Origin of the sequence: Halopenitus sp. POP-27, from assembly GCF_029889855.1 — an archaeon.
Taxonomy (GTDB): domain Archaea; phylum Halobacteriota; class Halobacteria; order Halobacteriales; family Haloferacaceae; genus Halopenitus; species Halopenitus malekzadehii.
The window spans coordinates 80,468-94,520 of the sequence record NZ_JARANU010000013.1 but is presented as its reverse complement, the minus strand read 5'-3'; the positions used below and the strand labels follow the sequence as shown (position 1 = coordinate 94,520).

Annotated in this window: 11 protein-coding genes and 1 pseudogene; 8 read left to right on the top strand and 4 right to left on the bottom strand. The window is 66.9% G+C overall.

Annotated features, from left to right (window positions below; all coding sequences use genetic code 11):
• Both OQF70_RS09495 and OQF70_RS09490 read right to left on the bottom strand, forming a co-directional pair.
• Positions 1-94: pseudogene (locus OQF70_RS09495) on the bottom strand (IS6 family transposase); the annotation flags it as partial.
• Between the two features lie 174 nt (positions 95-268).
• Positions 269-1,504 carry a Zn-dependent hydrolase gene (locus OQF70_RS09490; RefSeq protein ID WP_280537238.1) on the bottom strand — a complete coding sequence of 412 codons (1,236 nt, stop codon included), beginning with the start codon at positions 1,502-1,504 and terminating at the stop codon, positions 269-271.
• A 152-nt stretch (positions 1,505-1,656) separates the two neighbouring features.
• Between OQF70_RS09490 and OQF70_RS09485 the strand changes: the two genes are divergently transcribed.
• The 6 genes from OQF70_RS09485 to OQF70_RS09460 all read left to right on the top strand — a co-directional run bounded on the left by OQF70_RS09485 (position 1,657) and on the right by OQF70_RS09460 (position 9,492).
• The gene (locus tag OQF70_RS09485) at positions 1,657-3,411 is read left to right on the top strand and encodes a thiamine pyrophosphate-dependent enzyme (protein ID WP_280537236.1); all 1,755 of its coding nucleotides are present in this window, start codon (positions 1,657-1,659) and stop codon (positions 3,409-3,411) included.
• Positions 3,412-3,713: 302 nt separating this feature from the next.
• A complete protein-coding gene (locus tag OQF70_RS09480) occupies positions 3,714-4,832 on the top strand; it encodes a substrate-binding domain-containing protein (RefSeq protein ID WP_280537234.1) in 1,119 nt (372 codons plus the stop codon).
• A 1-nt stretch (position 4,833) separates the two neighbouring features.
• Positions 4,834-5,979: an ABC transporter ATP-binding protein gene (locus OQF70_RS09475; RefSeq protein ID WP_280537233.1), complete on the top strand. Its 1,146-nt coding sequence runs from the start codon at positions 4,834-4,836 to the stop codon at positions 5,977-5,979.
• On the top strand, positions 5,979-6,896 hold the full coding sequence (locus tag OQF70_RS09470) for an ABC transporter permease (RefSeq protein ID WP_280537231.1): 918 nt from the start codon (positions 5,979-5,981) through the stop codon (positions 6,894-6,896). The genes OQF70_RS09475 and OQF70_RS09470 overlap by 1 nt, the downstream gene beginning before the upstream one ends.
• Positions 6,893-7,726, top strand: coding sequence for an ABC transporter permease (locus tag OQF70_RS09465; RefSeq protein WP_280537230.1), 834 nt, complete (start codon positions 6,893-6,895; stop codon positions 7,724-7,726). The genes OQF70_RS09470 and OQF70_RS09465 overlap by 4 nt, the downstream gene beginning before the upstream one ends.
• A 50-nt stretch (positions 7,727-7,776) precedes the next feature.
• A complete protein-coding gene (locus OQF70_RS09460) occupies positions 7,777-9,492 on the top strand; it encodes a hypothetical protein (RefSeq protein ID WP_280537229.1) in 1,716 nt (571 codons plus the stop codon).
• Positions 9,493-9,559: 67 nt separating this feature from the next.
• Here the strand turns inward: OQF70_RS09460 and OQF70_RS09455 are convergent, their stop codons facing one another.
• Positions 9,560-10,144, bottom strand: a complete 585-nt coding sequence (locus tag OQF70_RS09455) for a DUF2150 family protein (protein WP_280537228.1) — start codon at positions 10,142-10,144, stop codon at positions 9,560-9,562.
• Between the two features lie 174 nt (positions 10,145-10,318).
• Between OQF70_RS09455 and OQF70_RS09450 the strand changes: the two genes are divergently transcribed.
• Positions 10,319-11,368, top strand: coding sequence for a hypothetical protein (locus OQF70_RS09450; RefSeq protein ID WP_280537227.1), 1,050 nt, complete (start codon positions 10,319-10,321; stop codon positions 11,366-11,368).
• A complete protein-coding gene (locus OQF70_RS09445; RefSeq protein ID WP_280537226.1) occupies positions 11,365-12,687 on the top strand; it encodes an MFS transporter in 1,323 nt (440 codons plus the stop codon). The genes OQF70_RS09450 and OQF70_RS09445 overlap by 4 nt, the downstream gene beginning before the upstream one ends.
• Before the next feature lie 44 nt (positions 12,688-12,731).
• On the opposite strand, the gene OQF70_RS09440 is transcribed toward OQF70_RS09445, so the two are convergent.
• Complete coding sequence (locus tag OQF70_RS09440) at positions 12,732-13,829, bottom strand: archaeosine biosynthesis radical SAM protein RaSEA (protein WP_280537225.1); 1,098 nt, start codon at positions 13,827-13,829, stop codon at positions 12,732-12,734.
• Positions 13,830-14,053: the final 224 nt, after the last annotated feature.

The following is a 14,053-nucleotide window of genomic DNA, read 5'->3' as shown; positions in this document are numbered from 1 at the left end:
TGAGCTTCATTAACAGCCTCGGTGTTGCTTCTCGCTCCACAAACTCTAAGTTGATCTCGTCTAAACAGCCGCTGAGGCGGTCGTTTTCTGGCATAGAACACTTTGAAAACGCACCGCCTCACTTTCAAACCTTATCTGAACACCGTCGGCGAGCGACGCGGTGGCCATATGCACGTCGGACCCCAGCAGCCGACGATCGTGCCGGCGTCGCGTCGGCGTCACGTCGTCGATCAGCTCGACACCCTCAGTCGGTCGTCAACCGGAGCGCTCACTCCGTGGCCAACCGGAGCGTCGTCTCGGCGAACGTTCGCGCGCCGGTGACACAGTCCTCCCAGGGCGTGAACTCCGCTTCATTGTGGGTGTTGCCGTCCGCACTGGGTACGAACAGCATCGCGGTGTCGGTGATCTCGTTCAGGTATTTCGCGTCGTGGCCGGCCCCGGAGACCATCCGCTCGTAGGCGGCGTCGACCGACTCGGCGGCCGCGGCCGCGGCGTCCGCGACCGACGGGGCGAATTCGGTGTGTGGGATGCGCCAGATCTGCTCGAGGTCGTACTCCCCGCCGGCCCGATCGGCGGCGGTCGCGACCTCGAACTCGGCTTCGTCGATCGCGCGGTCGACGACGTCGTCGTCGTAGCTCCGGACGTCGATCGTGAACTCCGCGCGGCTCGGAATGACGTTGATCGAATCGGGCTCGACGTCGATCCGACCGACGGTCGCGACGGCGTCCTCCGAGAGCCGGAGCGGAAGCGACTCGACCTCCCGGATCGCCTTCGCGGCCGCGGTCAGCGCGTCGGTCCGCGTGTGCATCGGGGTCGGGCCGGCGTGGTCCGCGTGACCGTGGATCGTGGCTTGAAGCCACGCCATCCCGTAGACGCCCTCGACGACGCCGACGGCGTTCCCGTGTTCCTCGAGGTAGGGGCCCTGCTCGATGTGCAACTCGAGGGCCGAGTGGAGCGGTCGGGGCTCACACGGCGCGTCGCCCTTGTACCCGATGCGCTCGAGTTCGTCCTCGAGCCGGACGCCGTCGTCGTCGGTGAGGTCGTAGGCCTCCTGGAGCGGCGTGTTGCCGACGAAGACGCCGCTGCCGAGCATCGGGCTCTCGAAGCGGGATCCCTCCTCGTTGGTCCAATTGACGATCTCGACGGGTCGGTCGGTCTCGATCCCGGCGTCCTCGAGCGCGCGCATCGTCTCCAGCGCCGCGAGGACGCCGAGCTGGCCGTCGAAGCGGCCGCCCTTCGGCTGGGAGTCGAGGTGCGATCCGATCAACACGGGATCGGCATCCGGATCGGTTCCCTCGCGGCGGCCGAAGACGTTGCCCATCTCGTCGATCGTGACGTCGAGCCCGAGCGATTCGAGATCGGAGACGAACAGGTCACGCACCTCGGCGTCCTCGTCCGTGAGCGTCAATCTGTGTAGACCGTCGTCGTCCGTGGCGCCGATCGCCGAGTACTCCTCGAAGCTGCGTCGGAACCGTTCCGGGTCGATCGCCAGCGTGTGGTCCATACCGACATCCCCCACGGCTCGGGAATAGTTCTGTCGGTGTCCAATATATTGTCTTCAGATCGACTTCCAACAATATATCCGCATTTCATCCGAACTATTGGTTACGGAGCGATAACTAATTAACGGCGCGGCCGCCTCGTACAGTCACTCGTATGCCAAGATCAGGAGCCGACCTCTTCGTGGAGACGCTATCGGAGTACGGCGTCGAGTACCTCTTCGGGAACCCCGGAACGACCGAGGTTCCGGTCGTCGAGGCGGTCGACGACGCCGATCTCGACTATATCCTCGGCCTTCAGGAGGACATCGCGGTCGGAATGGCCTCGGGATACGCCTGCACGCTTCGGGACCGGATCGGAGCGCCGATCGGCGAGGCCGTCCGATTGGGGGAAACGCCGCCGGTCGGGGTGGTCAACCTCCACATCGCGCCGGGGATGGCCCACGGCCTCGGCAACCTCTACGCGGCGAGCGTCTCGAACGCGCCGCTGGTCGTGACCGCCGGCTGTCACCGGACCGACGTCCAACATCAGGAGCCGATCCTGCACGGCGACCTGCTCGAGATGACCCAGCAGTTCACGAAGTGGAGCGCCGAGGTGAAACGCGTCGGCTCGCTCCCGCAGATGCTCCGCCGGGCGTTCAAGGTCGCGATGACGCCGCCGACGGGGCCGGTCTTCCTCGCGTTGCCGCTGGACGTGGTGACCGCCGAGACCGACGTCGCGGTTCGCCCCCTGGAGGCGCCCCCCTCGATCGGTGCCGCCGACCCCGCGGCCGTCGACCGCGCGGCCGAGGCCATCGCCGACGCGGAAGAACCGGCGCTCGTCGTCGGCGACCAGATCGCCTGGTCGGGAGCGGACGCGGTCGCGGCGGCGGTCCGCTTCGCCGAGGCGGCCGGCGTCCGTGTCCACGGCGAGGTCCTCCAGTCGAGCGTCGACTTCCCGACCGACCACGACCAGTGGATCGGCGTCTCGGGGGCAACCGTCGACGACGTCCGTGACGTGACCGACACCGACACGCTGGTTCGCGTCGGCTGTTCGACCAACACGCCAACGCTCGGCTTCACCGATCCGGTCGTTCCCGCGGACACGACGGTCATCGACGTCGGGACCGACTCCTGGGAGCTCGGCAAGAACGAGCCGGCGGACGTGAGCGTCGTCGGCGATATCGAGACGACCCTTACGGACCTCACGGACGCAGTCGACTCGCGCATCTCGGCCGCCGAGCGTGACCGCCGCCTGGAGGCGGTCGCCGCGACGAAACGCGACCGCGCCGCCGCTGCGGACGGCTCGACCGACTCCTCGGCCGATTCGGGCACACCGGCCGATACGGCCGGGACGACCGGGACGCCGGCCGACGCCGACGGGCGGATCTCGAAGGCGGCGCTCGTGGAGACGATCGAGTCTGTTGCGCCCGATGCGTACCTCGTCGACGAGAGCGTGACGACGCGTCGCGCCGTCTTCTCCGAATTCGATCTCGGTCCGGAGGGACTTCACGGCAACAAATCCGGGGGACTGGGATACGGACTCCCCGCGTCCGTCGGGGCCGCGGTCGCCGAGAACGACCGCGAGGATCCCCGGCCGGTGATCGGGATCATCGGCGACGGATCCTATCTCTATTACCCGAACACGATCTACTCCGCGGTCAGACACGACGTCGATCTCACCGTCGTCGTCTCCAACAACGCGAACTACCGGATCCTCAAGGACAACACGCTTCGCGTCCTCGGCGGCGAGGAGTCGGAGTACGGGTTCACCGCGATGGATTTCGACCCGCACGTCGACATCGCGACCAACGCCGAGAGCCACGGCGCGACCGGCCGCGACGTCGTCGGGCGCGAGGCCTTCACGACGGAGCTCGAGGACGCGATCGACGAGCGGGGGCCGACCGTGCTCGACGTCGCCGTTCGTGATTGAGACCGCGATCGACCGTCGGCGTCGCCGGCTCGGCAACTCACGACCCGGCACCGCCACCGATCTCCGGCGTTACCGATCTCCGGCGTTACCGATCTCCGGCGTCAGGATCCGCCTCGGAGTGACTGTTCGGTCAGCATCTATCGGCTTCACTACGTGTTATTCAGCCGTCTGTACGGATTCTTGGATCCTTTCGGTTTCTCGAACCCTCACCTCCGACAGTCTTATTTGTGAGAGTTTAGATCGGTAGTCTATGGCACTCGAGATGGAATACCGAACGACGGCGCGATGTGACGGAGGATCGTATGCGTAAGTTCAGTCTCGACTCGGGCGTCTCCCGGCGCCGATTCCTGCAGGGGACTGCGGGAACGGGCCTCGCGGCAACGGCGGGCTGTCTCGGCGGCGGCGGTGGCGGCGACGACCGCGTTCCGATGGACGTCACCGAGTGGCCGCCGGAGGACATCGGCTCGAGCCTGAACATGTGGAACTGGTACGACGACTGGGCCGAGTGGGCGATCGACGCCTTCGGCGACGAATACGACGTCGAGGTGAGCAACAGCGGGTTCTCCTCGCCCGACCAGTGGTACTCCCAGCTCGAGGCCGGCAACGAGGACATCGACAACATCGCGGCGACGACGAACTGGGTCGAACGATCGATCGAGAACGACTTCCTCCACGAGATCCCGGTCGACGTGATGCCCGCGTGGGACAACATCACGGACCGGATCAAGGAAGCCAGCTCCTACCAACAGGACGGCAGTACCTATGCCGTTCCCGAGGCGCTCGTGTTGTACCCGCTCACGTACAACGACGAGTACTTCGACTCGGCGCCCGACTCGTGGGACGTTCTCTGGGACGACGCACACGAAGGCGAGCTGTGTATGTGGGACAACGCGACGGTCTCCTGTCAGATCGCCGCGCTCTACACCGGCCAGGACCCGATCCAGCCGGACGACTTCGACGAGATCGAGGAGGTCCTCATCCAGCAGAAGCCGCTGTTGCGGACCTACTGGGGCGACTACCAGCAGGGAATGAGCCTCTTCGTCAACGAGGACGTCGTTGCCGGGCCGCTCACGATGGGTCGGACCTACACCGCCCGCTTCGGCGAGGGCGCGCCGGTCCACTACACCGCACCTGAGGAGGGTGCGATGTACACGAGCGACCTGTTCGTGATCCCGAAGGGGTCGCCGAACCCGATCGCGAGCCTCCAGTTCACCAACTGGGCGAGCCAAACGGAGAACGCCGCACGGCTGTTCGAGACGATGGGCTACCAGCCCGCCGTCGACATCAGCGACGAACTCTCCGAGCAGGACGCCGAGTTCACGAACTGGCCGGACGACTGGAACCTCGTCTTCTCGGAGACGCTCTCGGACGAGGTCCGGTCCCGATACGACGAGATCTGGACCGCGGTACAGGCCGCCTAGGATGTCGCTGCTGCACGTCAGCGGGCTCACCAAGGAGTTCGGAGATCTCGTGGCCGTCGACGACGTCGACTTCGACGTCGAGGACGGCGAGTTCGTCTCGATTCTCGGGCCCAGCGGCTCGGGAAAATCGACCGTCCTCCGGATGGTCGCCGGCTTCGAGGAGCCCACCGACGGCACGATCGCCCTCGAGGGCGAGGAGATCGTCGGTACGCCCCCGTTCGAGCGCGACGTCAACATGGTCTTTCAGGACCTCGCGCTGTTCCCGCACCTGACGGTCGCCGAGAACATCGGCTACGGGCTCAAACAGCAGGGCGTCCCGAAGGCGGAGCGACGCGAGCGGAGCGAGCGGATGCTCGAGATGGTTCGGCTCGAGGGATACGGCGACCGAACCCCGGCCGAGCTGTCCGGCGGCGAACAGCAGCGCGTCGCGCTGGCGCGTGCGTTGGTGAACGAGCCGGCGCTCGTCCTGTTCGACGAGCCGCTCTCCTCGCTCGATCGGAAGCTCCGGCAGCACATGCAGACCGAGCTCCAGCGTATTCAGGCCGAGACGGACACCACCTTCCTGTACGTCACCCACGACCAGGAGGTCGCACTCGCCGTCTCCGACCGACTCATCGTGCTCAACGACGGCGGCACCCAGCAGATCGGAACGGTCGAGGAGCTCTATGAGGACCCCGCAAGCCGATTCGTCGCGGACTTCATCGGCGACGTCAACACCGTCACGGGACGGGTCACCGACCTGGACGACGACCGCGCCCTCATCGACGCCGGCACGGGCGTGGTCCCGGTTCCGCGGTCGGCGATCGCAGCCGACGTCGCCGCGGGCGACGACGTGGACGTCTGTGTGCGTCCCTATCAGGTCAGCCTGCGTGATGCGGCGACCACGGACGCGGACGCGATCGACGACGTCTTCGCCAGCACGGGAACCGTCCTGAGCCGGAGTTATCAGGGCAGCGACTCCCTGTACGACGTGGACACGGACACGTGGGGAACCGTCTCGGCGGAGGTCCGTGAGGACGCCTTCCGGAACGGCGAGGACGTGACCGTCACGTGGGCACCTGAGCACGTCCACGTCTACCGGCGTGACGACGAGAATCGGCGCGACGGCGAGGACCGGCGTGACGACGGAGAGCAGGAGGGCGAGTGATGGCGGGACGATCCGACGCCGGCTCCGCGATCGGCGACCGGATCGACGCGGTCACGGCGTACTTCCGGTCGCGCCCGCGCCTGCGAACGCTCGTGGTGGCCGGGCCGCCGTACGCCGTCCTCGTGTTGTTCTTCGCGATCCCCCTGCTCGTGATGCTCGTCGTCTCCTTCCAGACGAGTGAGATCGGCGGGCCGTGGACGCTCAGCAACTACACGAACTTCCTCACCTCCGAGACCTACCTCACCGTCGTCTGGCAGACGCTCGTGATCAGCCTGCAGGTGACGGCGATCATCGCGGTCGTGGGCTACGCGCTCGCCTACAGCATCGTCCGGTTCTCGCGGCGGACGACGCTGCTGCTGTTGTTGGTCATCCTTCCGTTTTGGACCAGCTACATCATCCGGATGTACGCCTGGATCAACATCCTGCAAAGCGACGGCGTGCTCGACTCCACGCTGAACCTCTTCGGGCTCCCGGCGGTGGGACTGTTGTACAGCCAGCCGGCGGTGCTCATCGGGTTCACCTACGTCTGGCTGCCGCTGGCGATCCTGCCGTTCTACGCCTCGTTGACCAATCTCGACCCGGACCTCATCGAGGCCTCGAAGGACCTCGGCGCGGGCCCGATCCGGACGTTCACGTCGGTGACGCTGCCGATGACGAAGAACGGCGTGATAACCGGCATCATCCTCACGTTCATCCCGACGTTCGGGTCGTTCATCACGCCACGGCTGCTCGGCGGTACGAACAACATCATGATCGGAATGGTGATCGAGAACCAGTTCAAAAGCGCGTTCAACTGGCCCTTCGGCGCCGCGATCGGGATGGTGATCTCCGCCGTCGTCGTCGCCCTCCTGATCCTCGCGACGCGGTTCGGCGGCGGCCTCTTCGGCCAGCGGAGCCAGGGAGGTGAGGAGGCGTGAGCGCACTTTCGAGCCTGTCCGCGGCCGTCGAACGGACGGTGCACACCCACGCCGCACGGATGGCCACGGCCGTGATCGCGCTCGTGATCGCGTTCCTGTGGATTCCGATCGCCGTGTTGGTGTTCATGTCCTTCGCGGCCGGCGGGGTGCTGTCGTTCCCGCCCGAGGAGCTCACGCTCGAGTGGTATCGCGTGTTCCTCACGAACGACGCCGCGATCGACGCGATCGTGACGACGATCACGATCTCCGTGCCGGCGACGATCATCACCGTCACGCTGTCGACGATGATCGCCTACGCGATCGACCGGTACGTCTTCCCGGGGCGGGACTGGCTGCAGATGCTGGCGACGCTCCCGATCATCGTCCCGCTCGTCGTCACGGGCGTGGCGATGGTGCTGTTCTTCAACGGCACCCTCGGGTTGCCGGAGTACGTCTCCGTCGTCGTCGCCCACGTCATCCGGACGATCCCCTTCGCGACGCTCGTCATCCTGCCGACGTTCCTCACCTTCGATCGGCGTCTCGAGGAGGCCTCAAAGGACCTCGGCGCCGACGAGCTCCGGACGTTCTGGCAGGTGACGCTCCCGAACATCGTCCCCGGGATCGTCGCCGGCGGGCTGTTGGCGTTCACCCTCTCGTTCAACGAGTTCGTCTACACGTACTTCGTGAAGGGGTCCGGCGACCCGACCCTGCCCGTGTACATCTGGAACCAGATCCGGTACAACGTTACCCCCGAGGTGAACGTGATCAGCGTGGTCTTCCTCGTCGTCGCGGTGACGATGGTGCTCGTCGCCGTCTCGCTGACCCGCGTCGATCTGCTCACGCGGCAGTGACGGGGACTCGGGGACCAACTATTTGCCTGTCGGGCCCCCTTGGGAGCGTAATGGACGCTCTGGGGGGGGATCGAACGCGATCGGGGGTGCGTGAGACGGGGCTGACGCCGTCCGATCGCCGAGACGACGATCGCGCACAGTCGGTGCAGATCGGTGCCGTCCTGCTGTTCGGGTTCCTGATCGTCTCGATCTCGGTGATGCAGGCGACGGTCGTTCCCGACCAGAACCGACAGGTCGAGTTCTCGGCCTACCAACAGGCGGCCGCGGACCTCACCGACGTTCGCAACGACGTTCTCGAAGCCGCCGGTCGGGACACGACCGCCGGCACGACCGTCAAAACCGGCGTCGAGTATCCGAACCGGTTGCTGTTCGTTAACCCGGGTCCACCCCCTAACCGTATCGAGACGACCGACGAGCGGACCGTCGCGATCGAGAACATCAAGGCGGTCGATAGTGAACCCGCAAACGTCCAGGCGTTCGTCGGGTCGAACGTGAGTGGCAGTACCTACACGACGCGGGACCTCCGATTCGATCCCAACTACAACGTTCTGGACGGGCAACCGATGGTCGTCACGGGCCAGGAGGCGTATCGCGTCACCGGTAGCGGCCCCCTGCCGTTGGCGAGCCAGACGCTCATCGGCGGCGAGAACGGCGAGCGGATCCACCTCACCACGGTCGACGGTAATCTCGCGACCGGTGGATCGAGTGTCCCCATCACGGCCGATTCGGTGAGCACGTCGACGCAGTCCGTCGGGGTGCAGTCGGCGGATGATGGGGACATCACGATCCGGATGATGGCTCCGTCGGGGATCTCCGCCGATGGCTGGGTCGATCGGACCGGCAACGCGCTCGTCACCCGCTACGATCGCGTGTTGGCCGCCGACAACGTGACCGCCGCCGGCGACGACGCCGAGCGCGTTGCGCTCACGCTGAACGGGAGCGCCGATCTCACCTATCAACTCAAGCTCTCGCGGGTGGAGGTCCGGAGTACGGATACCTCCACCACCGTTCCGGATCCGGACCCAGCCTACATCACGGCGAGCGCCGGCGACGACCAGTCGGTCGTCTCGGGCCAGCGGGCACTCGTCTCGGCGTCCGTTCGTGACGACTACACCAACCCGGTCGCGGGGACCCCCGTCGAGTTCGCGGTCACGGACGGCGGCGCGACGCTCGTGAACGCCAGCGGTGCGGACGTCGGGACGCCGCACCCGGTCACAACCACGGACGACGGAACCGCGTCGATCCGGGTCGACACGACCGGCGTAACGAGCGACGTCGAGGTGACGGCGACCGCGATCGATGCCACCTCGGCGTTCGACGAGACGACCTTCGACGTGCAGGTCGCGGACGAAAGCGGGTCGGCTCCGGATCCAGAAGCCGGCCCCTCCTCATCGATACGGGCCGGGTCGGCGACGGCGACGAATCCACTTTCGGTTTCGGTTCCGCTCGAGAATCCGACCAACGAGACCGCGACGATCCGGGCGATCGGGTTCCGATCCTACACTGCCGAGCCGAGGACAGGGAACGGACAAGGAGTGGGTAACCAGCCAGAGATGTCGCCGGTGGAACTCACGCTGGATGAAACCACGCAGACGTTCGAGATCCCCGGATCGCTCGAAACGCTCGACTCGCCGATCGCCGTGCAACCGAGCGGAACGGACTTCGAGTTGGAGTTCAACGAATCGCCCGTATCGGGCGATTTCTTCGTCGTCTCCGTGCAGTTCGAGGACGGAGTGACGAGAACGTTCTTCGTCGACGTCGAGTAACCCCGAGTCGCAGGGTGGCGCGGGCCGGCACCACAACCGAACCGCGGCTCCGACTCGGGGAAACGGCTCAGTCTTCTTCGACGACTTCGGGGTCCTGGATCGCCGACTGGAGCGAGTCGAGACCGTTGACCCACTCGGAGACGAGGCCGTACTCGATGCTCTCCACGAGGTCGATGTCGAGTTCGTCGCCGTCGATCACGCGCGTGCCGGCCTGCACGACGTAGCCGAGCGCGGCGTCGAGGTCCTCGTCGGCCTCGGCGTCGGCGGCCGCGGTGACGTACTCGCCGAGGTCGCCCTCGACCACGCCGCCGACGATGTACTCCTCGGCCGCGTAGAAGACGGGGACGAGCGAGGTCTGGACGCCGTCGATCAGCATCGTCTTGTCCTCGTCGTCGAAGTCCACCTCGGTGAGCACGATCTCGCGGACGTCCTCGATCTCCTCGAGCGCGCGGTCCTCGTCGATCCGGCCGTCCTCGTACGCCGAGAGGACCTTGGCGACGGCGATCGCGGCGTCGTCCTGGAGGTTGATCAGGAGGCGAGCGGAGTCCTCGTTCTCGGGGTCGAGCTCCTCCTCCTCGATCCGGGAGATCCAGTTCTGCCAGCGTTCCTCGGAATAGAAGGTCTCTACGGCCTCGTCGGCGTCCTCGGTCATGTCCCAACTGTCACGTGGCCCACTCAAATGCCTTTCCTATCGCCCGGGCTCGCGAGACTCGGTGGCACGGCGGCGGGGACGGTGCAGCGATGGGGTATGCAGCGACGGAGACGATCCGGCGGCGATCCGATCCGCGGCTGTAAGCTTCAAGTGCGGGCCGCGAGTCCGTCCGATATGGACCTCTATGCGGCGATCGCCGACCTGCCGGTCACCATCGAGTCGGAGGCCCGGACCCGCCATCGTGCGGACACCACGAGCGGCTTCGAGCGCGTCACCACGGAGATCGCCCTGTCCGGCGACGGCGAAACCGGCCGCGGCGAGGACGTCGCCTACGAGGCAGCGGATCACGAGGCGTTCGCCGACGCCCCACCGGTCGGGATCGAGGGGGAATGGACGGTCGACTCGCTGTCGAACCGGCTCGCCGAGATGGACCTGTTCGAGACGAAGCCACCCGAGCGGGAGGGATTCCGGGCGTACCGTCGGTGGGCCTACGAGAGCGCGGCCCTCGATCTGGCCCTCCGGCAGGCGGACACCGACCTCGCGAGCGTGCTCGACCGAGCGCTCGATCCGGTTCGGTTCGTCGTCTCGACCCGGCTCGGGGACCCGCCGAGCGCCGACCGCGTGCGGCGGCTGCTCGAGGCGGACCCCGACCTGGCGTTCAAGCTCGACCCGACGCCGGAGTGGACCGCGGACCTCGTCGGTACGCTCGCGGAGACGGACGCCGTTCGGGTGCTCGACCTGAAGGGCTGGTACGAGGGGACCGACGTCGACGTTCCGGCCGATCCCGAACTCTACGACCGCGTTCTCGAGGGGTTCCCGGAGGCGGTCGTCGAGGACGCCGCATTCACCGACGACACGCGCGACCAGCTCGCGAGCGCGGCTGACCGGCTCTCGTTTGATTACCCAGTCACTGGTCTCGAGAGTCTCCGGTCCCTGCCGGTCGATCCGGGGTGGTGTAACGTCAAACCCTCCCGGTTCGGCTCGATCCGGTCGCTGTTCGAGACGGTCGAGTACTGCCGCGAGAACGGGATCCGGCTCTACGGCGGCGGGCAGTTCGAGCTCGGCGTCGGCCGCGGACAGATACAGGTCCTGGCGTCGCTGTTGTACCCCGACGGGCCGAACGACGTGGCACCACGCGTCTTCAACGATCCCGCCACCGAGCCGCCCTACCCGTCGAGCCCGATCGCGATCGACGACCTCGAGGGGTTCCGTCGGTCGCGATGACTTCGGGACCGATCCGTTCGCTCGGATCGCTGCGATCGATCTGGCGTGATCCGACCCGTCGACGGTGGGCCCTGTGGGCGATCCTCGCCGCGTCGTTCCTTCTCGTGAGCCTCTATCGGCTTTCGACGGCGGTGCTGGCCGAGAACCTGATGCGGGCGCTCTCGATGAGCGGCACCCAACTCGGCACGCTCCACGCGGTGTTCTTTCTCGTGTACGCCCTGCTGCAGCTCCCGACGGGGGTTCTCGTCGACCGGTTCGGTCCTCGGTTGACCGCTGCCGCCGGCGCGACGGTGATGAACCTCGCGGCGGTCTGGTTCGCGCTGGCGGGCAGCTACGCGACCGCGCTGGTCGCTCGGTTGCTGATCGGCCTTGGCGGGAGCCTCATCTTCGTCGCGGTGCTGCGCTTCTGTGCGAACTGGTACCGCCCGGACGAGTTCGGCACGATGAGCGGCCTCTCGTTCGCCGTCGGCGGCGCGGGCGGCCTGCTGGCCACCACGCCGCTTGCGGTCGTCGTCTCGGCGGCCGGCTGGCGACCCACCGTCGCCGGTCTCGGCGTCGCCGGCCTCGTGGTCGCTGCGGCGATCCTGATCTTCGTCCGGGACACCGCTTCGGCGGCCGGACTGGAACCGGTGACCGGCGTCCCCGATCAGGACCGCCCGTCGATGAGGGAGATCGGCGGCTACGCCGCGCGGATCCTCTCCGACCGGTGGGCGTGGGCCGTCGCGGTGTTGCTGTACTGCACCGGCGGGGTCCAGCTCACGCTCATCGGTCTGTGGGGCATTCCCTACATCGTCCAGGTCTACGACGTCTCGGTGACGACCGCCTCGACGATCACCCTCCTGGGCGGGATCGGTACGGCCGCCGGCCCTCCGGCGTTCGGCTGGCTCTCGGACCGGACCGGCGTCCGAACCACGTTCGTCGTCGGCGCGGCGATCGCACAGACCGCCGCACTGGGGATCATCGCGGCGGTCGGGGACCCGCCGTTCTTCGTCGTCGGGGTCGTCTTCCTCGCCGTCGGCGGCCTGGTCGGCGCCTTCGTCCTCACCTACCCGATGGTCCGATCGCGGTACGATGACCGCGCCAGCGGGGTCGCGATCGGGGCGATCAACGGTGCCTCCTTCTTCGGCGCCGCGACCTTCCCCACGCTGATGGGGACGGTGCTCGACGCCTACTGGACCGGCGAGCTGCTCGACGGCGTGCGCGTGTACACGATGACGGGCTATCGCGTCGCGTTCGCCATCGGCGCCGTCGCGGGCGTGATCGCGATCGGCTGTGCGACCTGGCTCCACCGGCACGATGGGGCAGCCACGACGACGTGACCACCGAGACGCGACGCTTCACCCGTTTCCGGCGAGGAACGGCGTTACCGCGCGAGCGGCATGTTGTAGCTCGTCTCCGCGGCCATCACGTGTTCCCATGTCCGCTCGCACTCGCAGTCGACCTGCTCGAAGACGCTCGGGTCCTGCCGGAGGTCGAAGTCCTTGATCGCCGTCTGCACGCGGTCGTCACACTCGCCGCAGTTGTGGGCGCCGCGATCGGAGCCGTGTCCGACCGGGTCGGAGACGACGATCGCGTCCGCGTCCGCGGTCTCCGTGAGGATGTGTGCCACGCTCCAGAGCCACGGCGGGCGGTAGCCACCCTCGAAGAACAGCTCGTCCACCATCGTGTACCGCTGGACGTTACACGGGTTCATCGAGACGGTGTGACACCCCTCGACGTCCGCACAGCGCCGGATCGACGCGATCATGTCGTCGACGGCCTCCGGCTCGGCGAGGAAGGGGGGTTTCAACAGGAGGTACGCCTTCACGCCAGCGCTCACGTCGTCGGTTTCGGCGTCGACCGTACGGACCTCCTCGCAGGCGGCTTCGAAGTCCGCGAACTCGAAGTACTTGTTCACGCAGTCGTGCCGGACGCGGTCCGTGGCCGTCTCGAGGCCGATCGCGACGTCGGTCGAGAGTCCGACGTCGGTGAAGTCGCTGACGGTATCGGCGGTGACGAAGTCCGGCAGGGACTCGAGGACGATTCGGTCGCGGTCGGCGAACGTCTCGGCGATCGCCGCGCGCGTCTCGGCCGGGACCTCCCGCTCGTCGAGGAACGACCCGGAGGTGTAGATCTTGACCAGCCCCGAGGGCTCGTCGGCGTTGGCCTGCTCGTGATCCAGACAGACGTCGATCTGGTTCATCAGGGCCTCGTGGGTGACGCTGCCGCCCTCGACGGACTCGGCGACGTAGCCGCACATCGTACAGCCGCCGGCGCGGGCCCACCGGCAGCCGCCGGTGTTGAGAATGATGGTCAGCGACTGGCGGACGCCGTCGGGGGTGTTGTCCTCGTCGATCCAGACGCGGGTCGGTTCGTGGGGGTCGTACGTCTCGTCCCGCTCGGCGCGGACCTCGCGCATCACGGCGTTGTGCGCGTCCATCCCGCGCCCCTGTTCGGCGGCCTCGGGGGTCGGCGTGCTCATTACGGGGACCTCGGGGACCGGTGCGTAAATCCGCTTCGTCCGGACCCGATCGTCGAATCGCCCGGATCCGATCGTTGAGTCGTCCGAATCCGGTCGTCAGTTCGACCGCGAGCGCCGGTTCGCGCTCGGGTCCTCTCTCACGATTCCGCGCACATCCCGACCATCCTTCGAGTTTTCACCGATCATTTGTACGGAAGAAATGATTATTTTATCATTCTCACATA